The sequence below is a fragment of the Streptomyces sp. NPDC059850 genome (genome assembly GCF_042731515.1).
In the GTDB taxonomy this organism is placed as follows: domain Bacteria; phylum Actinomycetota; class Actinomycetes; order Streptomycetales; family Streptomycetaceae; genus Streptomyces.
In genome coordinates, this window is record NZ_JBHWJI010000034.1 from 22,315 (window position 1) to 45,373 (window position 23,059).

General features: G+C 71.2%; 24 protein-coding genes. 10 read left to right on the forward strand and 14 right to left on the reverse strand.

Features of this window, described 5'->3' with window-relative positions; all coding sequences use genetic code 11:
* Nucleotides 1-5: 5 nt before the first annotated feature.
* From ACFV9T_RS25880 to ACFV9T_RS25915, 8 genes are all read right to left on the reverse strand, one after another.
* Nucleotides 6-1,580, reverse strand: coding sequence for a pyridoxal phosphate-dependent decarboxylase family protein (locus tag ACFV9T_RS25880; protein ID WP_385444350.1), 1,575 nt, complete (start codon nt 1,578-1,580; stop codon nt 6-8).
* 276 nt (nt 1,581-1,856) lie between these two features.
* On the reverse strand, nt 1,857-2,744 hold the full coding sequence (locus ACFV9T_RS25885; protein ID WP_385444352.1) for a siderophore-interacting protein: 888 nt from the start codon (nt 2,742-2,744) through the stop codon (nt 1,857-1,859).
* 59 nt (nt 2,745-2,803) lie between these two features.
* Complete coding sequence (locus tag ACFV9T_RS25890) at nt 2,804-3,826, reverse strand: ABC transporter substrate-binding protein (RefSeq protein WP_385444354.1); 1,023 nt, start codon at nt 3,824-3,826, stop codon at nt 2,804-2,806.
* A gap of 172 nt (nt 3,827-3,998) precedes the next feature.
* On the reverse strand, nt 3,999-4,997 hold the full coding sequence (locus ACFV9T_RS25895) for a PDR/VanB family oxidoreductase (RefSeq protein ID WP_385444356.1): 999 nt from the start codon (nt 4,995-4,997) through the stop codon (nt 3,999-4,001).
* Entirely contained in the window at nt 4,994-5,173 is a 180-nt protein-coding gene (locus ACFV9T_RS25900) for a hypothetical protein (protein WP_385444358.1), read from the reverse strand. The genes ACFV9T_RS25895 and ACFV9T_RS25900 overlap by 4 nt, the downstream gene beginning before the upstream one ends.
* Nucleotides 5,170-6,267: a Rieske 2Fe-2S domain-containing protein gene (locus ACFV9T_RS25905; RefSeq protein ID WP_385444360.1), complete on the reverse strand. Its 1,098-nt coding sequence runs from the start codon at nt 6,265-6,267 to the stop codon at nt 5,170-5,172. Before ACFV9T_RS25905 ends, ACFV9T_RS25900 begins: the two co-directional genes overlap by 4 nt.
* 78 nt (nt 6,268-6,345) lie before the next feature.
* Entirely contained in the window at nt 6,346-6,624 is a 279-nt protein-coding gene (locus ACFV9T_RS25910; protein WP_385444362.1) for a DUF4190 domain-containing protein, read from the reverse strand.
* A gap of 3 nt (nt 6,625-6,627) precedes the next feature.
* A complete protein-coding gene (locus tag ACFV9T_RS25915; RefSeq protein WP_154685945.1) occupies nt 6,628-6,798 on the reverse strand; it encodes a hypothetical protein in 171 nt (56 codons plus the stop codon).
* Between the two features lie 125 nt (nt 6,799-6,923).
* On the opposite strand from ACFV9T_RS25915, the gene ACFV9T_RS25920 reads away from it, so the two are divergent.
* Nucleotides 6,924-7,550, forward strand: coding sequence for a TetR family transcriptional regulator (locus ACFV9T_RS25920; RefSeq protein WP_385444364.1), 627 nt, complete (start codon nt 6,924-6,926; stop codon nt 7,548-7,550).
* Here ACFV9T_RS25920 and ACFV9T_RS25925 read toward each other — a convergent pair.
* Nucleotides 7,516-8,841, reverse strand: a complete 1,326-nt coding sequence (locus ACFV9T_RS25925) for a M6 family metalloprotease domain-containing protein (protein WP_385444366.1) — start codon at nt 8,839-8,841, stop codon at nt 7,516-7,518. The genes ACFV9T_RS25920 and ACFV9T_RS25925 overlap by 35 nt on opposite strands.
* Before the next feature lie 264 nt (nt 8,842-9,105).
* On the opposite strand from ACFV9T_RS25925, the gene ACFV9T_RS25930 reads away from it, so the two are divergent.
* Together ACFV9T_RS25930 and ACFV9T_RS25935 are read left to right on the forward strand one after the other, a co-directional pair.
* Nucleotides 9,106-9,771: a TetR/AcrR family transcriptional regulator gene (locus ACFV9T_RS25930; RefSeq protein WP_385444368.1), complete on the forward strand. Its 666-nt coding sequence runs from the start codon at nt 9,106-9,108 to the stop codon at nt 9,769-9,771.
* Between the two features lie 189 nt (nt 9,772-9,960).
* Complete coding sequence (locus ACFV9T_RS25935) at nt 9,961-11,490, forward strand: MFS transporter (RefSeq protein ID WP_385444369.1); 1,530 nt, start codon at nt 9,961-9,963, stop codon at nt 11,488-11,490.
* A 102-nt stretch (nt 11,491-11,592) separates the two neighbouring features.
* On the opposite strand, the gene ACFV9T_RS25940 is transcribed toward ACFV9T_RS25935, so the two are convergent.
* Nucleotides 11,593-12,111: a MarR family winged helix-turn-helix transcriptional regulator gene (locus tag ACFV9T_RS25940; RefSeq protein ID WP_385444467.1), complete on the reverse strand. Its 519-nt coding sequence runs from the start codon at nt 12,109-12,111 to the stop codon at nt 11,593-11,595.
* Nucleotides 12,112-12,256: 145 nt separating this feature from the next.
* Here ACFV9T_RS25940 and ACFV9T_RS25945 point away from each other — a divergent pair, with 145 nt between their 5' ends.
* On the forward strand, nt 12,257-13,018 hold the full coding sequence (locus ACFV9T_RS25945; RefSeq protein ID WP_385444469.1) for a dioxygenase: 762 nt from the start codon (nt 12,257-12,259) through the stop codon (nt 13,016-13,018).
* Between the two features lie 67 nt (nt 13,019-13,085).
* Here ACFV9T_RS25945 and ACFV9T_RS25950 read toward each other — a convergent pair whose 3' ends face one another.
* Complete coding sequence (locus tag ACFV9T_RS25950; RefSeq protein ID WP_385444371.1) at nt 13,086-13,496, reverse strand: hypothetical protein; 411 nt, start codon at nt 13,494-13,496, stop codon at nt 13,086-13,088.
* 348 nt (nt 13,497-13,844) lie between these two features.
* On the opposite strand from ACFV9T_RS25950, the gene ACFV9T_RS25955 reads away from it, so the two are divergent.
* Nucleotides 13,845-14,846: an RNA polymerase sigma factor RpoD/SigA gene (locus tag ACFV9T_RS25955; protein WP_385444372.1), complete on the forward strand. Its 1,002-nt coding sequence runs from the start codon at nt 13,845-13,847 to the stop codon at nt 14,844-14,846.
* 118 nt (nt 14,847-14,964) lie between these two features.
* Here ACFV9T_RS25955 and ACFV9T_RS25960 read toward each other — a convergent pair whose 3' ends face one another.
* Nucleotides 14,965-15,702: a 3-oxoacyl-ACP reductase family protein gene (locus ACFV9T_RS25960; RefSeq protein ID WP_385444374.1), complete on the reverse strand. Its 738-nt coding sequence runs from the start codon at nt 15,700-15,702 to the stop codon at nt 14,965-14,967.
* 310 nt (nt 15,703-16,012) lie between these two features.
* Between ACFV9T_RS25960 and ACFV9T_RS25965 the strand changes: the two genes are divergently transcribed.
* The 3 genes from ACFV9T_RS25965 to ACFV9T_RS25975 all read left to right on the forward strand — a co-directional run bounded on the left by ACFV9T_RS25965 (nt 16,013) and on the right by ACFV9T_RS25975 (nt 19,885).
* Nucleotides 16,013-16,774, forward strand: coding sequence for a DeoR/GlpR family DNA-binding transcription regulator (locus ACFV9T_RS25965; protein WP_385444376.1), 762 nt, complete (start codon nt 16,013-16,015; stop codon nt 16,772-16,774).
* Entirely contained in the window at nt 16,771-17,715 is a 945-nt protein-coding gene (gene pfkB, locus ACFV9T_RS25970) for a 1-phosphofructokinase (RefSeq protein ID WP_385444378.1), read from the forward strand. Before ACFV9T_RS25965 ends, pfkB begins: the two co-directional genes overlap by 4 nt.
* An 85-nt stretch (nt 17,716-17,800) precedes the next feature.
* A complete protein-coding gene (locus ACFV9T_RS25975; RefSeq protein ID WP_385444379.1) occupies nt 17,801-19,885 on the forward strand; it encodes a fructose-specific PTS transporter subunit EIIC in 2,085 nt (694 codons plus the stop codon).
* Between the two features lie 7 nt (nt 19,886-19,892).
* Here the strand turns inward: ACFV9T_RS25975 and ACFV9T_RS25980 are convergent, their stop codons facing one another.
* Both ACFV9T_RS25980 and ACFV9T_RS25985 read right to left on the reverse strand, forming a co-directional pair.
* Nucleotides 19,893-20,837: an FAD-dependent oxidoreductase gene (locus ACFV9T_RS25980; RefSeq protein WP_385444381.1), complete on the reverse strand. Its 945-nt coding sequence runs from the start codon at nt 20,835-20,837 to the stop codon at nt 19,893-19,895.
* A gap of 60 nt (nt 20,838-20,897) precedes the next feature.
* Nucleotides 20,898-22,064, reverse strand: coding sequence for a P1 family peptidase (locus ACFV9T_RS25985; RefSeq protein ID WP_385444383.1), 1,167 nt, complete (start codon nt 22,062-22,064; stop codon nt 20,898-20,900).
* Nucleotides 22,065-22,233: 169 nt separating this feature from the next.
* Here ACFV9T_RS25985 and ACFV9T_RS25990 point away from each other — a divergent pair, with 169 nt between their 5' ends.
* Nucleotides 22,234-22,809: an AMP-binding protein gene (locus tag ACFV9T_RS25990; protein ID WP_385444385.1), complete on the forward strand. Its 576-nt coding sequence runs from the start codon at nt 22,234-22,236 to the stop codon at nt 22,807-22,809.
* Between the two features lie 3 nt (nt 22,810-22,812).
* A complete protein-coding gene (locus tag ACFV9T_RS25995; protein WP_385444387.1) occupies nt 22,813-23,001 on the forward strand; it encodes a hypothetical protein in 189 nt (62 codons plus the stop codon).
* Nucleotides 23,002-23,059: the final 58 nt, after the last annotated feature.

A 23,059-nucleotide genomic window follows, 5' to 3' on the forward strand; every position in this document is an offset into this window, starting at 1 on the left:
GCGACTCAGCTGGCGCGGGAGTGGCTGAGTTCGGGCTCGATGTGCAGGGCCAGGTACTGACCGGCGTGCTCGGCGAGGAGGTCGAGGACGAACGCGATGTCGCGCAGCGACGTCTCCGGGTTGAGCAGGGTGAACTTCAGGTAGTGGCGGCCGTCGACGACGGTACCGGCCACCACGGCCTCGCCCGAGGCGGCCAGGGCCTCGCGGGCGTGCAGGTTGGCGCGGTCGACCAGGTCCGGGTCGGAGTCGTCGCCGGGTACGTAGCGGAAGACGAGCGTGGACAGCTGCGGCTCGGTGACGACCTCGAACCGCGGGTCGGCGTCCAGCAGGCCCCAGCCCTCGGCGGCCCGGTCCACGACCTCGTCGAAGAGCGCCCCGACCGCGTCCGCGCCCATGACGCGCAGGGTCAGCCACAGTTTGAGGGCGTCGAAGCGGCGGGTGGTCTGGATGGACTTGTCGACCTGGTTGGGGATCAGGTTCTTCGCGCTGCGCTCGGGGTTGAGGTAGTCCGCGTGGTACGTGGCGTGGCTGAGCGTGACGCGGTCGCGGACCAGGACGGCGCTGGAGCTGACCGGCTGGAAGAACGACTTGTGGTAGTCCACGGTGACCGAGTCGGCGCGCTCGATGCCGTCGAGCAGATGGCGGCGGGTGGGGGAGGCCAGCAGTCCGCAGCCGTACGCGGCGTCCACGTGCATCCAGGAGCCGTGCCGCGAGCACAGCTCGGCGATCTCGGGCAGCGGGTCGATGGAGCCGAAGTCAGTGGTCCCGGCGGTCGCGACGACGGCCATGACCACCTGGTTCTCCTGGCGGCAGCGGTCGAGTTCGCGGGCCAGGGCGACGGTGCGCATGCGCCGGTCCTGGTCGCAGGGGATCGAGATGACGGCCTCGTAGCCGAGCCCCAGGATGGCGGCGGACTTCTTCACGGAGAAGTGGCTGGCCTGGGAGGTGAGGATGCGCAGCCGCGGCAGGATCTCGGACTTCGGGGGGACGGGCTCCCCGGACGCGGCGGCTTCCTTCTCCACCAGCTTGCAGGCCTCGTCGCGGGCCAGCAGCAGCGCGTGGAGGTTGGACTGGCTGCCGCCGCTGGTGAAGATGCCGTCGGCGGCCTCGCCGAGACCGATGCGCTCGGCGGTCCAGTCGATCAGCCGCCGCTCGATGAGGGTGCCGCCCGCGCTCTGGTCCCAGGTGTCGAGGGAGGAGTTGACGGCCGTGAGGACCGCCTCGCCGAGCAGCGCCGGGATGACCACCGGGCAGTTGAGGTGGGCGAGGTAGCGGGGGTGGTGGAAGTAGACGGCGTCCTTGAGGTAGACGCGCTCGAGTTCTTTCAGCGCGGCGCTCGGGTCGCCCAGCGGTTGTTCCAGGTCGATGCCGGAGATCTCGGGGGCCAGTTCACCCGGGGTCACGCCGGTGAACGGGCGTTCGGTGCGGGCGACGGTGGAGGCCACCAGGCCGACGCCGTCCGTCACGGAGCGCCGGTAGCTCTCCGCCGTACGGTCGTTGAAGAGGTGGGCCCTGCCATCCGCCGCCCCGGGTATCGACTCCGGCGACGGGTCCTCAGCGGTCTGCGCGAGGAAACTCACGGTCTGTCCTTCCTGGAGCGTGCGGGCGCACGGGTGTGTGCGCGCCCGCGGGCGTGCCTGTGGGGGTGTGGGGGTGGGGCTGTGGGGTGATCGCGGGCATGCGGGTGCCCCGGCCGGGGCGCCGGGGCGCGCGGTGGCGCGCCGCGGCGATCGGAATCCGTCGGCCAGTTGATGGGTGATCAGTGGGGGACGAGTGGTGGGGTCAGTGAGCGGTTACGGGGAGGGGGAGCGGGCCGTGGCTCGGGCGGGTCAGTCGGCTCAGGCGGCTTCGGCGGATCAGTCGTCGGACTTCGGGCCGCTGCCGCTCACGGCCTCCTCGACGAGCTGTTCCTCACAGGCGCCGAGCCGCCAGTAGCCGGTGAAGGTCACCGCCTTGCGCTCGAAGCCGCGTTCGCGCACCAGGTGGCGGCGCATCTCCTTGACGGTTCCGGCCTCGCCCGCGATCCAGGCGTACGGGGTGCCGGAGGGCAGCGCGGTGGCGCGTACGTCGTCCAGCAGCAGGGCGGAGCGCGGGGAGCCGGGGGTGGCGCCGTCCCGGACCAGCCAGGTGATCTCGGCGTCGGCCTCGGTGTGCAGCCGCTGGATGTCCTCGGCGTGCTGGACCTCGATCCACACCTTCGCCGGGGTGCCCGCGGGCAGCCAGTCGAGGATGCCCGCGACGGCGGGCAGCGCGGTCTCGTCGCCGGAGATCAGCACCCAGTCGGTGCCGGACGGCGGCCGGAAGTCGACCCCGCCGTTGTCCTCGACGACCGGGCCCAGCAGGGTGACGCGGTCGCCGCACTCGGCGCGCGCGGCCCAGGTGGCGGCGGGGCCGCCGTCGGGGTGCAGCGCGAAGTCGACGTCGATCTCGTCGGGTTCGCGGCGCTGCTCGCGCACGGTGTACGAGCGCATGATGCCGCGTACGGCCGGGTCCATCGTCCGCCAGGTGGCGAACCAGCCCTCGCCGTCCTCCACCGGCACGACCGGGGCGGGCTGGCCGGGGTGCGGCAGGAACAGTTTGAAACGCTGGTCGCGGCCGCCGGTGGTGAAGTCCCCGAGGCCGGTGCCGCTGAAGGTGATCCGGGACATGGACGGTCCGAGGGCCCGGGTCCGTACGACGTGCGCGTCGAAGAAGCGGAACGGTACGGCGGTGGCGGGGCGGGTGGTGGTGGCTGCGGTCGTCATGGGATCGACGTCTTCCCTTCGCTTGACGGGGGTCGGCGCAGGTAGCCGGTCAGTCCGCGTCAGCTGACCTTCTTCGCGTCCTGGATGGCCTTGGTGAGGGACTCGATGAGCGGGGCCGCACCGGCGTAGGAGAAGCGCGGCTCGCTGCTCCAGGGCGTGATCTGGTCGGCCTTGACTGCGGGCATCTTCGACCAGGTCGGCTTGGACTTGAGGGCATCCGGCTGGAGGGTCGCGGTGCGGTTGTCCAGGAAGAGCACGTCCGCGTCGTACTTGTCGGCGTTCTCCCAGCTCAGGCTCTCGAAGTAGCCGCCCTTGTCGGGCTTCCGCGGCTGTACGAACTCGACGCCCAGCTCCTCGAAGAAGATCAGGTCTGCGTTGATCTTCGGGTTGGAGACATAGAAGAGATCGGCGCTGCCGGAGCAGGCCATGACCCGGATCTTGTGCGACTTGACGGTCTTGCGCAGCTCTTCGGACGCCTTCTCGAAGCGGGCCTTGGCGTCGGTGACCTTCTTGGCCTTGAGGTCGGCGCCGAGCGCCTCGGCCAGCGCGGCGTAGCGCTTGATGGGCTCCAGCATGGAGACCCGGCCGGTTTTGATGGCGCAGCTGGGGGCCAGCTGGAGGATCTTCTTCTTGCTGTCGTCCGGGATGTAGAAGAGCGCGCCCGGGTCGAACATGTTGGTGATCAGCAGATCGGGGTTGAGCGAGGCGTACTTCTCGACGTTGAACTGGCCCCAGGTCTGGCCGAGGCTGGTCAGCCGGTCGACGTCGATGTCCCCGGCCTGCACGTCCGGCTTGCCGTTCTTGAGCTTGGTCGGGCCGAAGACGCCGGTGATCTGCTTGTCGATGCCGAAGTCGTACAGCGCGGCCGCCGCGGCGACGTAGGCGACGATGTGCTCGGGAGGACCATCGTTGGTGATCTTCTTGTCGCGGTCGTCGGTGAACGACCAGGAGCCGCCGCCCTTTCCGCCGGAGTCCGAACCGCCCTTGCCACCGCAGGCGGTGACCAGGGCTCCGAGTCCGGTGGCCCCGCCTGCGGCGAGGAGACCGCGACGGGAGAGCGGAAGTTCTCTGGCGTGGCGCATGGACCGCATGGAGCTTGCCTTCTCATCAGATGTACGGGGACGGTGCCCAGGGACGGCATCCCGAAGGCGTACTTAGGTTAGCCTAACCAACCCGTTTGTCCAGTGGGCGGGGCTACCCCGTCCCATTCTTTGAGAGGCTGCGGCGCTCGTTCAGCGTCGTTTCACAGGTCGTTCACAGGTCCAGCACCAGCTTTGGGCCCCGGCAGCGTGAGACGCAGATCATCATCGTCTCGCCCGACGACCGCTCCTCGTCGGTGAGTACGGAGTCGCGGTGGTCCACCTCGCCCTCGATGACATCCGTCTCGCACGTACCACACGTGCCCTCTTCGCAGGAGTACAAAACTGGCACCCCGGCCTCCTCCAGGGTACGCAGCACGCTATGTCCGGGTTTGACGGTGAGGGAGCGTCCGGATCGGTCGAGAATCACTTCGAAACCGCCGGAGTTCGCTTGTTCCGACCCGTCGTCCTCGTCGCTCGTGTCCACCGGACGGGGCTGGAACCGTTCGGTGCGCAGCGCGCCCGTCGGCCAGGCCTGGCACCGCTCCTCCGCGACCCGCAGCAGCGGTTCCGGGCCGCAGCAGTAGACGAGGGTGCCGGGGCCGGGCTCGGCGAGATACGTCACAAGGTCCGGCAGCCCCGCCTCGTCCTGCGGCACCAGCCGCACCTTCTCGCCGTAGCGGCCGGTGAGTTGGTCGGCGAAGGCCATGGAGGCGCGGGTGCGCCCGCCGTACAGCAGCGTCCAGTCGGCGCCCGCGGCCTCGGCGGCAGCCGTCATCGGGAGGATCGGGGTGATGCCGATGCCGCCCGCGATGAACAGGTAACGGGCGGCCGGGCGCAGCGCGAAGTGGTTGCGCGGCCCGCGCACCCGCACCGCCGCGCCCTCGGTGAGCGCGTCGTGGACCCGGGCGGAACCGCCGCGTCCATCGGGCGCGCGCAGCACCGCGATCCGCCAGGCCGTACGGTCCGCCGGGTCCCCGCACAGCGAGTACTGGCGGATCAGCCCGTCGCCGAGGACGAGGTCGACATGGGCGCCGGGCTCCCAGCCGGGCAGTTCGCGCCCGGCCGGATGACGGAGTGTGAGCGTCACCACGTCGGTGGCCGCGTCGGCTCTGGCGGCCACCAGCAGGGTGTCGTCGTACTCCTGGGTTTCGCTGGAGGTGGCGCTGCTCACGCGGTGGGGCCTTTCTGCTGCGGGGGAGCGAGGGTGTGTCCGTCGGGGTGCGCGAGCATCCACTGCCACAGCTCGACCGGGTCCTCGGCGGAGCGCTCGGCACCGCAGTGGCAGACGCCGTGGAGCACATCGGTGCCGGGCAGCCAGTCGATGCGGTAGACCTCGGCGGTGTTCATGGGGCGGTCATCGCCGGGGACGAGGCGTTCCGTTCACCCTGAGGCCGCTCGCCCTCGGCGGCGAGGCGGGCGAGGATGCGGCGCGCGGCCAGGCCGCCGGTGTCGATGTTGATGCTCAGCTCCTGATAGCCCTCGCGCTCGGTGTCCAGCGCCTTCTGGAGCAGGTTCAGCGCGTCTACGTCCTGCATCACCACGGTGCGGTTGAAGTCGTGGAGGAAGGTGGTGACTTCGTCGTCGTCCTGGGCGAAGTCCCGGGAGACGGCCCAGAAGTCATAGACGTGCTGGTCCGTGGAGGGCGTGATGGCGTATGTGATCTCCACATGGAAGGCGTTCGGATCGGAGCCGTCCGCTTCCGGCAGCACCCCGACCGGGGCGATGCGGCTGTGCAGCAGATACAGACAGGGCGCGTGGTACTCGATGTCCTGCCAGCGGGTGATGCGGCCCTCGATGCCGGTGGAGCGTGCGTAGAAGGGAGGACAGGCGGCGTCGTCCATGTGGCGGCTGACCCGCACGATGCCCGCGCCCTCGTCGACCTCGGTGGTGATGGGGGTCTCGGCGACCTCGGGGGTGCCGATGTAGCCGCCGTGCAGATACGTCTCGTGGGAGAGGTCCATCAGGTTGTCCACGAGCAGCCCGTAGCCCGCGTCGATCGGCTCCATGCCGCCGACCGTCGTCCAGCGCGGATCGGCGAGCCAGGGGGCGCGCGGGATCGCGGCCGGATCGGCGAGCGCCGGATCGCCGATCCACACCCAGACCAGCGAGTCCTGCTCGACGACGGGGTACGAGGCGACCCGGGCGGTGCGCGGGACGCGCTTCTGGCCGGGCACGAACACACAGGTGCCGGAGGTGTCGTAGGTGAAGCCGTGGTAGCCGCAGACGACCTTGTCGCCGTCGAGTCGGCTGGCCGAGAGCGGGTAGCGGCGGTGCACACAGCGGTCGGCGAGCGCGACGACGGTGCCTTGCGATGCGGTGCCGTCCGGCTCGGTGCGGTAGAAGGCGATGGGCTCGTTCAGGATGGTGCGCCCCAGTAGCTCGCGGCCGATTTCCCGGCCGTAGGCGGCGACGTACCACTGGTTCCGTGCGAATGCGGTCATGCACAGCAGCGTGGTGACGGGGGTCACGCACCGGCAACGGCCCTTCCACTGAGTGGAAGGGCCGCCGGGAGCTTCAGCTCAGCTGCCGAACTGCCAGAAGACCGAGTGGTCCAGTGTCATCAGGACGACCAGCAGGATCACGTCCGCGATGCCGAGCGCGATGCCGAGCAGCGCCCGGCCCCGCCGCTTCGTGCCGCGGGCGATCGCGAGCGCTCCGAGGACGATGGCGCAGGGCCCGAAGACCGCGTTGAAGAGGAGGGTGCCGATGAGGCCGAGCACGAAGGAGGCGACGGCCATGCCGTCGGCGTCCTGGCGCGCGCGGAGGGGCGAGGTGCGGGTGGGTGCGGTGAGTGCCATGGGTCAGCTCTCCTTGTGCCCGGTGCGTTCACGGATGAAGAAGATGAGCAGCCATGCGCCGATGACGCCGGAAGCGGCGAGGAAGACCGGGAGCGGGGTATGTGCCGCCGCGCCCAGCAGAACCCCCATCAGGGCGAGAGCCGCGACGATGAAGAGCATGTGAGCCTCTCTCATGGTGGTGGATCCGGGGTGCGGATACTCATTAAGTGAACAATTGGATTCACAACTGTTCACTGACATCTAGGCTACCCCCGCGTACGGCTGGCCAAGGTCGGCGAACACCTGTTTACTGGAATGATATGAGTCACACATGCGGGATCCGTGAGGCCCGTAAGCGCAAATCGCGCCGCGCGCTGCTCGACGCGGCGCTGGGGCTGCTGGAGGACCAGAGCCTCAGCAGCCTGGGGCTGCGGGAGCTGACCCGGGTGGTGGGCATGGCCCCGGCCGCCTTCTACCGGCACTTCCGGGACATGGCCGATCTGGGCGTGGCGCTGGTCGAGGAGTCCCTGGGCAGCCTGCAGGGCATGATCCGCGCGATCCTCAGCGAGCGGGACGGGGACGAGGAGCGGATCGACGCCGTGGTGGAGGCGGTCGCCGAGCATGTGCGCCGCCACCCCACCCACATCCGCTTCATCGCGCGCGAACGGCACGGCGGGGTGCGGCCGGTGCGGGAGGCGATCGCCGCCGAGCTGGGGCGGTTGACCGACGAGGTCGCCACGGCCTTCGCGCCCCGGCTCACCCCGGCGGGCTGGCCGCCGGAGGACGTCCGGATGCTGGCCGAGCTGTACGTCGACCGGATGGTGACGACGGCGACCGCGTTCATGGAGGCGCAGGGGGACGAGGAGGAGCGCGAGCGGATCGCCGACACCGCCCGTAAGCAGCTGCTGCTGGTCAGCCTCGGGCGCCGGCACTGGCGCGGCGCGTGACCTCGACGCGGTAGGAGCCGTCCGCGTCCCGGCCGGTGACCCGGACGCGGACGCGCACGCCGTCCGCGTCGCCCTGGTACGTCTCGCCGGGGCCGAAGGCCGCGTCGCTGAGCCCGGGGTGGACGTTGCGCTCCTGGGTGCAGCCGTGGCCGCCCGGGGAGCTGTCCATGACGGTGACCGGGCCGCCGCCCGAGTCGATACGGGTGTCCACCCAGGTCACCAGGACGCCGGGCTTGCACACCGCCTCGTCGTTGCCGCCCTCGGCGCGCGCCTCCAGGGCGTATCCGGCGGAGTCCGAGACCGGCACGAAGACGAGCTTGGTGCCCTCCGGGCGGTGCAGCGGCGACAGCGCGTGCACCGTGGTGCCGGGGCGGGCGGCGCAGCCGACCTGGCGGGCGCCGAGCCAGCCGAGCTTCCACTTGTGCCAGGCCAGCAGGTCGTTCCCGGCGCCCCAGTCCTCGGACATCACATCCCAGTGGCCGACGTTGTCGCCGCCGCCACGGGTGTAGAGGTCGGGCAGGCCGAAGACATGGCCGTTCTCGTGGGGGAGGACCCGGAAGCCGGTCTTCCGGAGCGAACCGGAACCGTCGTCCTGACGGCTGTAGACAAAGGAGACATTGGCCAGCGGAACCCCGTCCGCGGTCGGGGCGCGCTGGTTGTCGGCGTACGTCACGGAGAGCACCGCATGCGCGGCGGGCGGCCCGGCGTTGGGCGTGACCAGGACGTTCACCAGGTCGTAGCGGCGGAAGTCCACCTTCGGGTCGGCCGTTCTCGCTATGTCCGCGACCAGTTTGCGGTAGCCGGGCTCGAAGGGGCTGCCGCGCTTTATGCCGTACGAGCGGAACGAGTGCGGCATCCGCAGCCAGTGGCCGACCGGCATCGCGGGCCGGTAGTCGAGCCGTCCGTAGGAGCTGCGGGCGAACCACCGTGAGGTCTGCGGGAAGAACTCCTCGAAGCGCTCGCGGGCCGTGCCCTTGCCGCGCACATCCGGGAAGTCGATCATCAGGTTGAGGGCGTTGACCGTCCCCGTACTGCGGCTGTAGCCGTGGCTGGTGGGGATGCCCTCGGACATCTGCAGCCCGGGACCGGGGGCGAGGGAGCACGGTTCCAGCGATCCGGCCCGCGCGGTGGTCACGGGAGCCGGGGCCCGCTTGGCGGCCGCCGGTTTTCCCGGACGTGGCATCGCCGCCGGGGCGACCACCGCGACCGTGAGCACGGTGGCGATGGTGAACGCGCTGCCTCGGCGGAGCCTGCGTATTCGAGGGCGGAGGGCCTCGCGGGTCTGCTTCATTGCCGTTCACGGTGTGCCGGTGCGCGCGGGGGCGCCCGTGGGGTGCGTCCGTTCCGGCGAATCGGCTGGGCCGGGCGGGCGAAATGCGCGCGGATCAGGTGTGATGCAGGTCACTCATGGACGGGGAAATTCCGGGGAGTGGTTCCCCGTTTAAACCGGTGATCGCACAAACGGGGACTGTCTCCCCGGAAATCTTGAACCTCGAACCGAGCATCGTCGGATGCTCTGATGCCAGGACGATCGGACACGGAAGGGGAAGCTGTCATGGCCGGAGTCACCGCCGCACGCGCCGCGGATCGCGCACGGCACGCACCGCCCCGGCTGCGTGCCGACGCCCTGCGCAACCGGGAACGGATCGTCGGGGCCGCGCGCGAAGTGCTCGTCGAGCACGGGGCCGAGGTCCCGCTCGACGAGATCGCCCGGCGGGCGGGGGTCGGCAACGCCACCCTCTACCGCCACTTCGCGGACCGCCGTGAACTGATCCACCACGTGACCCTGTCGGTGATGTCCCGCGTCGCCGAACAAGCCGAATCGGCCCTGGTCGAGGAGGTCGACGCCTTCCTGGCGCTGCGGCGCTTCGTCCACGCGGCGGCGGATGAGCGGATCGGCGCGCTGTGCCCTCTGTTCTCCGACGGCATCGACAAGGATCACCCTGACCACATCGCCGCCCATGACCGTCTGGACGCCGGTATCGACGCCCTGATGGTGGCCGCCCGGGCGACCGGCCAGCTGCGCGCCGACATCGACGTCGGCGATCTGATGGTCGCCCTCACCCAGCTCACCCGGCCGCTGCCCGGCAGCGGCTGCGTGGACTTCGACGCCTTCGTCCACCGGCACCTACAGCTCTTTCTGGACGGGCTGTCGGCTCCGGCACGCTCCGAACTTCCCGGCTCCGCCGTCACCTTGGAGGATCTGCAGCACCGGCCGTGACGTAGCCCGCACCCGGCCGCTCACCGCACACCGCTTATTTTTCGCGCGTCCACCGGTCTTCACCTTCGTGTGACGTCCTTGTGCGACGTCGCGCGGCGTCAGCTCTCACTCAATGACTCCACCCGGTGCGAACCGGGTGACAACTCGTCCCATTTTTCTCACTCTCCGCACCGCTAGGTAGGCCCATCCATGCCTGAAACGGCCCCACATAAGACGTCATATGCCGATCCCCGGCGATGGAACGCGCTGATATTCATCGCCCTCGCCCAGCTGATGGTCGTCCTCGACGCGACCATCGTGAACATCGCGCTGCCCTCGGCCCAGGCCGACCTGAACATCTCCGACGGCAACAAGCAGTGGGTCATCACCGCGTACGCCCTCGCCTTCGGCGGCCTGCTGCTGTTCGGCGGCCGGGTCGCGGACCTGTGGGGCCGTAAGCAGACCTTCATCGTCGGGCTGGTCGGCTTCGCCGCGGCCTCGGCGCTCGGCGGCGCCGCGGTGAGCAGCGGCATGCTGCTCGGCGCCCGCGCACTGCAAGGCGTGTTCGGCGCGCTGCTCGCGCCCTCCGCGCTCTCGCTGCTCGCCGTGATGTTCACCGACGCCAAGGAGCGGGCCAAGGCGTTCGGCGTCTTCGGCGCCATCGCGGGCGGCGGCGGTGCCGTGGGCCTGATCCTCGGCGGCGTCCTCACCGAATACCTGGACTGGCGCTGGACGTTCTTCGTCAACATCCCGTTCGCCGCCGTCGCCGCAGCCGGTGCGATCGCGGTGATCCGCGAGCCCAGCGAAAGCCGTAACCCCTCCAAGCTGGACATCCCCGGTGTGCTGCTGGCCACTTCGGGCTTGGTCGCACTGGTCTACGCCTTCACTCGCGCCGAGTCCGACGGCTGGAGCGCGCGGCCGACCATCGCCCTGTACGTCGCGGCCGCCGTGCTGCTGACCGCCTTCGTGATCGTCGAGTCCCGGGTGAAGGCGCCGCTGCTGCCGCTGCGTGTCATCACCGACCGCAACCGGGGCGGGGTCTACGCCTCGCTCGGACTCGCCGTCATCGGCATGTTCGGGCTGTTCCTCTTCCTCACCTACTACATGCAGATCGTCAAGGGGTACAGCCCGGTCGAGACCGGTCTCGCCTTCCTGCCGATGGTCGCGGGCATGATCACCGGCTCGACGCAGATCGGCGCCCGGCTGATGACCAGGGTTCCGCCGAGGCTGCTGATGGGGCCGGGCTTCCTGGTCGCCGCGTCCGGCATGCTGCTGCTGACCCAGATCGACCTGGACACCTCGTACCCGGCGGTGATCCTGCCCGCGATCCTGCTGCTCGGCCTCGGCATGGGTACGGCCTTCATGCCCGCGATGAGCCTGGCCACCCATGGTGTCGAGCCGCGCGACGCGGGCGTCGCCTCCGCGATGGTCAACACCTCGCAGCAGGTGGGCGGCGCGATCGGCACCGCGCTTCTCAACACCATCGCCGCCAGCGCCACCACGGCGTACGCCACGGGCCACGCGGCCACGGCCTCTTCGGCCTCTTCGGCGAAGCTGCTGCAGCTGCAGTCGATGGTGCACGGCTACACCGCGGCCATCGCCTGGGCGGTGGGCATCCTGCTGCTGGCGGCGGCGATCGCCACCACGCTGATCAGCGCCGGGAGGCAGGACGGCGGCGGCGCGGTCGCCGGTTCGGGCGACGAGGCGGTGGAGGACGCCGTTCCGGTCATGGCGCACTGATGGCCCGTACGGATGACGGCCCCTGCGGATGAGACGGCCCCGCTCCCCGGTGTTGCCCGGTGGAGCGGGGCCCTCCCTGTTGTTTGGCTCAGCCCTTTTGGCTCAGCGCAGCCAGGGGAGGTCGGCGCCCTCGGGTTGGAGTCCGTCGGCGATGATCCGGCAGGCGTCGCCGAACTGGGCGATCTGCTCCGTGGTGAGCCGGTCGAAGATCGCCGAGCGGACGGCGTCGACATGGCCGGGGGCGGTTTCCTTGAGGACGCCGAACCCCTTCTCGGTGAGCACCGCGTTCTGTCCGCGCTTGTCGGAGGAGCAGTCCTCGCGCCGTACCCAGCCGTCCTTCTCCATGCGGGTGATGGCGTGGGAGAGGCGGGAACGGGTGATCTTGGCGGCCTCGGCCAGTTCGGTCATCCGCATCCGGTGGCGGGGTGCCCAGGAGAGCTTCACCAGCAGGCTGTAGTAGACGTGCGGCATGCCCGCGTCGCGCTGCAGCTGACGGTCGAGATGGTCTTCCAGCAACATGCTGGCCTGGATGTAGGCCAGCCAGGTGCGCTGCTCGTCATCGTTCAGCCAGCGCGGCTCGTCGGCGTCTTTGCCTGCGTCTGCGTCTGCGGGGGAGTTCATGGCGTCCACATCGTTCATAGTAAGTCTACTTCTTGAAATTTAAACAAGTGTGCGGTACCGTCATCTCAGCTACTGCTTGAGACTTCAAGCTTTACTGCGTTCGTCTGGTCGTTCGTCTGGTCGAGGAGCCGTCGCCGTGTCGCGTATGCCCGCCCTCTATCTCAGCCATGGTGCTCCGCCGCTCGCCGATGACCCGGTCTGGCCCGGACAGCTCGCCGCCTGGGCGGCGGAACTGTCCCGTCCCACAGCCATTCTGATGATCTCCGCGCACTGGGAGGAAGCCCCCCTCGCCATCGGGGCCACCACGACGATTCCGCTGGTCTACGACTTCTGGGGCTTCCCCGAGCACTACTACCGGGTTCGCTACGCCGCGCCCGGCGCCCCCGAGCTGGCCGAGCGCGTCCGCAAGACGCTGCGCGCGGCGGGCACGCCCGTCCAGGACATCCCCGACCGGGGTCTCGACCACGGCGCCTACGTCCCGCTCGCCGAGATGTACCCGGACGCCGACATTCCCGTCCTACAGGTCTCGATGCCGACCCTGGACCCGCGGAAGCTGATGGACATCGGCCGCAAGCTCGCCCCACTGCGCGACGAGGGCGTGCTGATCGTCGGCAGCGGCTTCTTCACCCACAACCTGGCGGCGCTGCGGCACACCGGGCCGACCCCGCCCGACTGGTCGACCGAGTTCGACGACTGGGGGCAGCGGGCGCTCGCCGGGCAGGACGTCGACGCCCTGCTCGACTTCGAGCACGCCTCGCCGAGCGGCGCCCTCGCCCACCCGCGCACCGAGCACTTCGCCCCGCTGTTCGTCACGCTGGGCGCGGCGGAGGCGGAGCTGGGCAGCCAGCGGAGTGTGATCGACGGCTTCTGGATGGGGCTGGCGAAGCGGTCGGTGCAGTTCGGCTGAGGCGTGGCTGCTGCTCAGGCTGTGCCGCTTAGCCTGACTGTTCCGTCGGACTGTTCCGTCGGGCTGTTCAGTCCGACCGGGCGTGGATGACGTAGAACGTGACCGCAGCCATCGCCAGCGCCACCCCCAGGCCGACGCCGGACGCCCGCCCCACCGCCGCACCGCTCAGGCAGTAGAGGAAGCCGATCACGCAGCCGAGGAGCGTTCCGTACAGCCCCGCCCGGACCTCCGGCAGTACCCGCCCCTGGATCCGCCCGGCCGCATAGCAGGCCACGCCGACGACGACCGCCGCCACCAGGCCGAGGAGCGCGGCGGAGGGCAGGGTCGAGCCCTGGTTGTGGTCGATGAACATCGCGTAGCCGCCGCTGAGGACGCCCAGTACGACGGGGACCACCCAGGAGGCGGAGGCGTGGAGCGGGGTGGCGGGGGGACGCGGCCGGTGGCGCCTGCGCTCGGGGGCCGAGACGGAACTGTTCATGGCAGAACCTCCTCCCCTCCAGCGCACACCCGCGCCGGGTCTCCGGCAAGCCCGGACCGGGCAACCAGAAGGCCGTGGGATCCGTCTTGTGGAGTGAGAGTGAGGCGGGAAGGCGTGGGGAAGGCGGGCGGTCCCGGCGGCAAGGGGTGCCCCTGGCCTGCGCTTTCTCGACGCTGCGGCGTCACGCTGAACCCCCTGTGGCGGCACAGGGTACTGCATGATCGTAAAAAGGTGGGCGCGGCTTGGGAATTCTGTCCGGATTCCAGTCGTTGTTTCCATCGGACGGGGCACCCGCCCAGGGAAGGTCCGTTCATAGTCCGCGCCCGATCCATCTGTAAGGGAGCACGCATGGCAACCCGTGCCGTCGCCCGCAATCAGGCCACCACAGGTGGGGCTGATGGGGCCAACAGTGTTCGCGCCACAGGCGGGGAGATCGCCGATCGCGACCTGGTCGGCATGTATCTCGACGAGATCGCTCGCACCCCGTTGCTGGACGCGGCGAAGGAGGTCGAGCTGTCCCAGGCTGTCGAGGCGGGTGTGTATGCCCAGCAGATCTTGGACGGAGAGGCCGAGGACACCGGAGCCGCGGGTGCGAGCCGAGAGGAGCTAGAGGCCATAGCCGCCGAGGGCGCCCGCGCCAAGGATGTCTTCATCCGCTCCAACCTGCGCCTGGTCGTGGCCGTGGCGCGCCGTTATCCGCGCAGTGGTCTGCCCTTGCTCGACCTGATCCAGGAGGGCAACGCGGGCTTGGTGCGCGCCGTGGAGAAGTTCGACTACACCAAGGGTTTCAAGTTCTCGACGTATGCCACGTGGTGGATCCGCCAGGCCATCACGCGCTCGATCGCGGACCAGTCCCGTACGATCCGGCTGCCCGTCCACCTGGTCGAGGAGCTGGGCCGGATCCGCCGGGTGCAGCGTGAGTTCAACCGTGAGCACGGCCGCGAGCCGGAGCACGCGGAGATCGCCGAGGAGCTGGGCTCCACACCGGAGCGGGTCTCGGACGTGCTCGACTGGGCGCGCGACCCGGTGAGCCTCAACATGTCGGTGGACGACGAGGGCGAGACCCAGTTCGGCGACCTGCTGGAGGACACGTCGGCCGTCTCGCCCGAGCAGTCGGTGATGACGCTGCTGCGCAGTGAGGAGCTGGAGGACCTCATCGGCCGCCTCGACGACCGGACCGCCTCCATCATCAAGGCGCGGTACGGCATCGACGACGGGCGGGAGCGCACGCTCACCGAGGTCGGCAAGCAGCACGGGCTCACGCGTGAGCGCATCCGCCAGATCGAGAAGCACGCCCTGCTGGAACTGAAGAAGATGGCCCGCCAGACCGGCTTCGACGCCGCGGCCTGAGCCCGCCGCGCCGCCGCATGGACCGACTGTCCGCCACAGACCCCATAGACCGAGCCCCGGCGCACTCCCCCGAGCGCCGGGGCTCTTCCTTTCCTTTCCTTTCCTTTCCGGGTTTCGGTCAGGCGGCGAAGCCGCCGTCGACGGCGATCGACGCCCCGCTGATGTAGCGGCCGCTGTCGCCCGCGAGGTGGGAGACGGTCGCGGCCACCTCCGACGGCAGTCCGTAGCGGCCGAGCGCGGTGAAGCCGCTCTGCATGGGGGCGCTTTCGCCGTCGGCGGGGTTCATGTCGGTGTCGATCGGGCCGGGGTGGATCAGGTTGACGGTGATTCCGCGCGGGCCCAGCTCACGGGCGAGCGCCTTGGTCAGGCCGGTCAGCGCGGTCTTGCTGGTCGCGTAGAGGCTGCCGCCGGGGAAGGCGACGCGCTCGGCCATGCAGCTGCCGATGTTGATGATCCGCCCGCCGTCGGTCAGCCGCTCGACCGCCGCCTGGGCGGTCAGGAACGGTGCCCGGACGTTGACGTCCAGGACGCGGTCGACGTCCTCCAGCGACAGCTCGGTGACCGGTCCGAGGGCTCCCGCGCCCGCGTTGTTGACGACGATGTCCAGGCGCCCGAACTCGTCGGCGGCCCCGGCCACGGCCGCCCGCACCGCCTCCGGGTCCGCGCTGTCGGCCTGTATCGCCAGGGCCCGGCGGCCCAGTGCCTTGATCTGTTCGACGATGTTCGCCGCGCGGTCGGCCTGGTGATGGTAGGTCAGGGCGACATCCGCGCCGTCCTCGGCGAGCCGGTGGGCGATGGCCTCACCGATGCCGCGGCTGCCGCCGGTGACCAGGGCCGCCTTGCCGTCGAGTGTCATGTGTGCTCCCAGATGCGATGCATACGAAGAATGTGAGGAGAGCGAGGGAGATCCGGATGTGCTGTGATTCCCTCGGGCATGACTGATCCTGCCGGGGCGGGGCGGGGGTGTCTGGCGGCATTCGGACTTCGCATTGAAGTCGAGGTCAGGCCGGGCGGTGCTTTCGAAGATGACCCGAGTCTGCCGTGAAGATGATCAGAGTCTGCCCGGTCGAGTTTGCTTCGTGCCCGAGTCTGTTTACTTTCCGGAAGCGGCGACGTAATCTGGCCGCGAAATCACAGGTTCGGGCATGGAAGGGACGTAAACCCACATGTACGCACCGGAGCGTCAGCAGGAGATCCTCCGGCTCGCCCGCGACAGCGGACGGGTGGATGTCCTGTCCCTCGCCGAGGAGTTCCAGGTCACCGCCGAGACCGTGCGGCGCGATCTGCGGGCCCTCGACCGGGCGGGTCTGGTGCGCCGCGTGCACGGGGGTGCGATCCCGGCCGGACGTCTCGACTTCGAGCCCGACCTCGCCGAGCGCGAGGGCACCGCCGCCGATGAGAAGGACCGCATCGCGCGCGCCGCCCTCGCCGAACTCCCCGCCGACGGCAGCGTGATCATCGACGCCGGGTCGACGGCGGCCCGGTTCGCCGCCGCCATCCCGCTGGAAGCCGGGCTCACCGTCGTCACCCACGCGCTGCCGATCGCCGCCCGCCTCGCCGACCACCCCGGCATCGCCCTGCACCTGGTCGGCGGCCGCGTCCGCCACCGCACCCGGGCCGCCGTCGACGCCTGGGCGCTGCGCGGCTACGGCGAGGTCAGGGCCGATGTCGTCTTCCTCGCCACCAACGGCTTCTCACCGGAGAGCGGGCTGACCACCCCCGACCTCGCGGAGGCCGCCGTCAAGCAAGCCATGATCAGCGCCGCCCGCCGGGTCGTGCTGCTGGCCGACTCCGGCAAGTTCGGCCAGGAGCACTTCGCCCGCTTCGGCGGTCTCGACCACGTCGACCTGCTCATCACCGACACCGGCCTCAGCCCACAGGACGCCCTCGCCATCGAAAAGCAGGGCACGGAAGTAGCACGCGCATGATCCTCACCGTCACCCCCAATCCCAGCCTGGACCGTACGTACGAGATTCCGGCGCTGGAGCGCGGCGCCGTGCTGCGGGCCACCACCGACCGGGTCGACCCCGGCGGCAAGGGCGTCAACGTCTCGCGCGCCGTGGCCGCCGCCGGGCACCGCACCGTGGCGGCGCTGCCGCTCGGCGGCCCCGAGGGCGCGCTGCTGGCCCGGCTCCTCGAAGAGCTGGGCATCGAGGCGGCGGGCGTGCCGGTGCGCGGTTCGACCCGGGTCAACATCTCCGTCGCCGAGCCGGACGGCACCCTCACCAAGCTCAACGCGAGCGGGCCCGAGCTGAGCGACACCGAGGCCGAGGCGCTGCTGGAGGCGGTGCGCAGCCGGGTCGCCGACGCCGACTGGATCGCCTGCTGCGGCAGCCTCCCGCGCGGGCTCGCCCCCGAGTGGTACGCCGAGCTGGTCGCCCGGGCCCACCGCGCGGGGGCCAAGATCGCCCTGGACACCTCCGGCCCCTCCCTGACCGCGGCCCTGCGCGAGCGCCCCGATGTGGTGAAGCCCAACGCCGAGGAACTGGCCCAGGCCGTCGGCCGCCCGATCTCCACCGTGGGCGAGGCGGTCAAGGCCGCCGAGGAGCTGCGCGAGCTGGGTGCCCGCGCCGTCCTGGCCAGCCTCGGCGCCGACGGTCAGCTGCTGGTCGACGGGACCGGTACGTACTTCGGCACGGCCACGGTCGCGGCCGTCCGCAGTAATGTCGGTGCGGGCGATGCCTCGCTCGCCGGATTCCTCGCCGCGGGCGGCACCGGAGCCGCGGCGCTCGCCTCGGCCGTGGCCCACGGCGCGGCCGCCGTACAACTGCCGGGCAGCGTGATGCCGACCCCGGCCGACCTGAACCCGTCCGCCGTCACCACGACCTCGGACGTCCCGCTGGATCGCGTGCTCAAGGAGCCCGCGTGACCGGCCCGACCCACTCCCACCCCCTAGTCCCCACCCCCTCCGCCCGCCTGTCCCAGGGCGGCATCGCACCCAAGGGAGCCGCGAGATGAGTGAGCTGATCACCGCGGATCTGGTCGACCTTGACCTGTCCGCCGACACCAAGGAAGCCGCCGCCCGGTCGCTGGCCGAGCGCATGGTCGCGGCCGGCCGGGTCACCGACCTCGACGGCTTCCTCGCCGACGTGGCGGCCCGCGAGGAGCAGATGCCGACCGGCCTGGACGGCGGCATCGGCATACCCCACTGCCGCAGCGAGCACGTCACCGAGCCGACGCTGGCCTTCGGGCGGAGCGCGGCCCGGATCGACTTCGGCGCGCCGGACGGACCGGCCGACCTGATCTTCCTGATCGCGGCCCCCGCGGGCGCGGACAGCGATCACCTGACGATTCTGTCCAGCCTCGCCCGGTCTCTGATGAACGCCGAGTTCACCGGCGCCCTGCGGGCCGCCGACGACCCGGCCCGGGCGGCCGCCCTGGTCCGCGGTGACGAGGAGCCGTCCGCCGAGGCGGACAGCGCCACGGACAGCGCCACGGACAGCGCGGCGGAGGAGCCCGTGGCCGAGGAGCCGAAGGACGCGGCGAGCGCCCCGGCGGAGCCGACGGAGCCGACGGCGCCCTTCCGGATCGTCGCCGTCACCTCGTGTCCCACCGGTATCGCGCACACCTACATGGCCGCCGAGTCGCTGGAGAACGCGGCCCGTGAGGCCGGTGTCGAGCTGGTGGTGGAGACCCAGGGCTCGGCCGGGTTCGAGAAGCTTCCCGCCGCCACCATCGCCGCCGCCGACGCGGTGATCTTCGCGCATGACGTGGAGGTCCGGGACAAGGAGCGGTTCGCCGGGAAGCCCACGGTGGACGTCGGGGTCAAGGCGGGCATCAACCGCCCGGCCGAGCTGGTGGCCGAGGCGCGCGACAAGGCGGCGCGCGGCGAGACCAGCGCACCGGCGGGCGCGGCCGATGACGCCTCGGAGGGCTCCGCCCCGATGGACGCGGGCGGCGACGGCTTCGGCACCCGGCTGCGCAAGTGGCTGATGACGGGCGTCAGCTACATGGTCCCGTTCGTCGCCGCGGGCGGTCTGCTCATCGCGCTCGCCTTCGCGATCGGCGGTTACGAGATCGCCAGCGCCAAGTCGGTCGCGGACCACTTCACGTGGACCGAGAGCGCCAGCTGGGCGGCGCTGCTCTTCCAGATCGGCAGCGCGGCCTTCACCTTCCTGGTGCCGGTCCTGGCCGGGTACATCGCCTACGGCATGGCCGACCGGCCCGGGCTCGTGCCCGGCTTCGTCGGCGGCTTCATCGCGACCACGATCAAGGCGGGCTTCCTCGGCGGTCTGGCCGCGGGCCTGATCGCGGGCGCGGTCGTGATGGGCATCCAGCGGTTCAAGGTCCCGGCGGCGATGCGCGGCATCATGCCGGTCGTGGTGATCCCGCTCGTCTCCTCGGCGATCGTCGGCTTCCTGATGTTCGTGGTGATCGGCAAGCCCATCGCCTCCGCCCAGGAGGCGATGACCGACTGGCTCAACGGGCTCTCCGGCGCCAACGCCATCGGCCTCGGCGTGATCCTCGGCCTGATGATGTGCTTCGACCTCGGCGGTCCGGTCAACAAGGTCGCGTACGCGTTCGCGACCGGCGGCATCGCGGTGTCCAACCCGAGCGACGGCAGCCTCAAGATCATGGCCGCGGTGATGGCCGCCGGTATGGTCCCGCCGCTGGCGATGGCGCTGGCCACCACCGTGCGCGGGAAGCTGTTCACCAAGACCGAGCGGGAGAACGGCAAGGCCGCCTGGGTGCTGGGCGCCTCCTTCATCAGCGAGGGCGCCATTCCGTTCGCGGCGGCGGACCCGCTGCGGGTGATCCCCTCCTCGATGGTGGGCGGCGCGATCACCGGTGCGATGTCGATGGCCTTCGGCTGCACGCTGCGCGCCCCGCACGGCGGCATCTTCGTGGTCCCGCTGATCGGGCAGCCGTTCCTCTACCTGCTGTCCATCCTGGCGGGCACCGTGGTGTCGGCCGGACTGGTGGTCTTCCTCAAGGGGCTGCGGAAGAAGACGGAGGCCGGTGCCACGGCCCCGGCCGGTGGTGACGCCTCCGCGAAGGGCGCCGCCGGGGACGAGGAGAAGGTGGCGGTCGCGGTCTGACCCCATCTCAACCGCCCCCTGACTCATCCGTGGCGAGGCCGCGCGCAGCGTAGTAGGCGCTGAGCGCGGCCTCGCTGCCCGAGCCCATCGCGGTCGCGATGCGCTGGAAGCGGGCGGAGCGCAGATCACCTGCGGTACGGATCCTCGGGTGCTGGCGCCCGGGCGGGCAGTAACCGGACCCGCCCGAGACGAGGGACCCGCCGGGCGGCGCCGGGGCGCTGGCCAGATTCAGGAACACCAGGTCGGCCGTGAGAGCACGCCGCTCGCCCGCGACGGTCAGCGCCTCGGCTCGCGGCGGCGCCGACGGCGGCCCCAACTCCAGCCGCCGTACGGCCACCAGCTCCACCCGGGCGTCCTGCCCGATCTCCTCGGTCTTGTAGGTGTCCTCGGGCGGATGGGCGACCAGGAACCGGGTCCGCAGCCCCGGGTGGGCGCGGACGAGGGTGCCCAGTGGACGGTCCGCGCCCAGGACCAGCACCGTGCGGCCGGTGATCGCCTCGGCGTCCGCCTCCCACAGCGGGCGCAGGGCACGGCCCTCCGCCCCCGCGAGCCACTCGGCGGCCGCGGGCGCCAGCGGCCCGACTCCGGTGGCGACAACGGCATAGGGCGCCGTCAGCCGCACACCGGCGGCCATGGTTCCCTCAGGACCCTCGACCCTCACGTCCACGCGGTCCTCGAACGCGTCGATGCGCGTGGCACGCCGCCCGAGGTCGACCCGGCAAAGGCCACACCTCTCCACATCGGCCTCGATCGCCGCCGCCAGCCCGGGGCCGGTGGTGAAGCCCAGCACGTTTGCCACCACCGGGATGCGCCGCAGCGCACCGCACAGCACATCGCCCGACTCGACGAGGACGGACCGCATCCCGAGGCTCGCCGCCATCACGGCGGCCGCACAGCCCGCAGGACCGCCGCCGACAACCAGCAGATCGGCGTCCAGCAGATCGGCATCCATGGCGCATCCCCTCCCTCTCAGCCCTGTTGGTCCCTCTCGGCCCCACTCGGAGCCGTCCGGTCAGAACGGTCCGCCGTACAGATCCCGGTACGCGGGGAAGACCCCGCCCGGGCCGTCCACGCCCTCCGCCGCCAGCACCGCCTTGACCACGGCCCGGGTCAGCGCGTCCGCCCCCGCTGCCAGCACCTCGTTCAGCGCCCCGCTCTCCCGGTGCACCCCGAACGCCGGATCTTCCGCACCGCTCCCGCTCTCCTCCGGCACCAGCGGGCGATCACCGGTGGCCAGGGCGAAGACCGTGTCGCCGTCGGACATCAGATGCACCGGCCGGATCGACCGGGCCAGACCGTCGTGCGCCGTGCCCGCGAGCTTGTGCGCCTGGGCCCGGGTGAGCGCGGCGTCGGTGGCGACCACGGCCAGGGTGGTGTTCAGCGGAGGCCGCACCGACGCGGCCTGGCGCCGCTCCGACTCGGCCCGCGCGGCGGCCAGACGGCGCACCGCCTCCGCGTGCTCCTCCCGGCCGGGGCGGTAGGGCCCGCCGTCACCGGACGGCTCATACCCCTGCCCGTACAGCACGCCGGTCCGCGGGTCGACAACCGATCCGACCGCGTTGACCACCACCAGCGCCGCCACCGTGATGCCCGACGGCAGCACCAGCGACGCCGAACCCGTGCCGCCCTTGAGCCCACCGGCCACCGCGCCCGTGCCCGCGCCCGCGTTGCCCTGCCCGAACGGCGCACCCGGCTCCATTCCGGCCGCCGCCTCGGCGGCCTCCCGGCCCAGGTCCGCGCCCGGCCGGGCCCGCCAGTCACCGCCCCGCCCGAGGTCGAAGAGGGCGGCCGCCGGGACGACCGGGACGACCTGCGCCGGATCGGGGCCGACCCGGAAACCGCGGCCGCGCTCCTCCAGCCAACCGGCCACCCCCGAGGCGCTGTCCAGCCCGAACGCGCTGCCGCCGGTCAGCACGACCGCGTCCACGCGCTGGACGAGATTGCGCGGATCGAGGGCGTCGGTCTCCCGGGTGCCCGGTCCGCCGCCGCGCACATCCACGGCGGCGACCGCGCCGCCCTCGGGAGCCAGCACGACGGTGGTGCCGGTCAGCCACCCGTCTCCGGTGCGCCGCGCATGACCGACGCGCAGCCCGGGTACGTCCGTCAGTGCGTCGGCCCGGCCGGCTCGCGGGAAGTCGTCGGTCGTTTGCTCGGCGTTGGTCGTTCGCTCGGCATCCATGAACGCTATGCGTAGCACGGCGACTCGTGCCATGGTCGTACACCGAGGCGTATCCGGCCCCGTAAAGAAGGCTCCCGAAGGCACTTCGGGAGGGCGAGCGCCGGGCCAACGCGGCCACATATAGCGGGCGTTCATCAGACGTTGATGCCGTGACAGCAGGCTGTGCGTTATGCCGTTCGTCCCCGCCTCAATGAAGACCGCCGCGCTCCGAACCTCCCGTACGGAGGAGCTCCCGACGCTGGCCGCCGCCACCCGGCAGACCGCCCCAGTGGCCCTTCGGTGGATCAGCGAGCCCGACTGCACCGAGGAGCTGACCCACGCCGAACTGCTCGACCAGGCCGCCAGGGCCGCCGCCGCTCTCACCCGGCTGGGGGTCCGGGCGGGTGACCGGGTGGCGGTGCATCTGCCGCTGGTGCCCGAATCCGTGATCGCCACGCTCGCCTGCGGCCGCCTCGATGTCGTACGCGGCAGCCTGCCGGTGGGACTGCGCCCGCATGAACTGCGCGACCGGGTCAGGGAGATGGACGCCAAGATCGTCATCACCGCGGACGGGGAACAGCGCTGCGGTGAGCAGTACCCGCTCAAGCAGGTCGTCGACCGGGCGCTCACCGGCTGCCCCGGCGTCCGGAACGTGCTGGTCGTGCACCGTCTCTCCCGCCCGGTGTCCTGGAAGCCCGGCCGGGACCTGTGGTGGCACGACGAACTCGGCCGGTACACCGAACCGCTGCCGCGGTCGTACGCTTGAGCCATGAGCACCGCCCCCGCCCCTGAACCGCGCGATCCGGCCGCCGCGCTGATCTTCGACGATCCGCTGGCGCAGCCGTCCTCGGACGATACGGACCGCGGGTGGGGCGAGCGGGCTTCCGGCGGCCACGGCGCCGACAGCGCCGCGGATCTGGCCCGGTTCCTCGACGAGAAGCCGCCCCACCACCTCTGAGGGCGGAAGGCCCCACGCCGAGGGCCCTGACTGCGCCGAGAGCCCAGGCGGCGCGCGA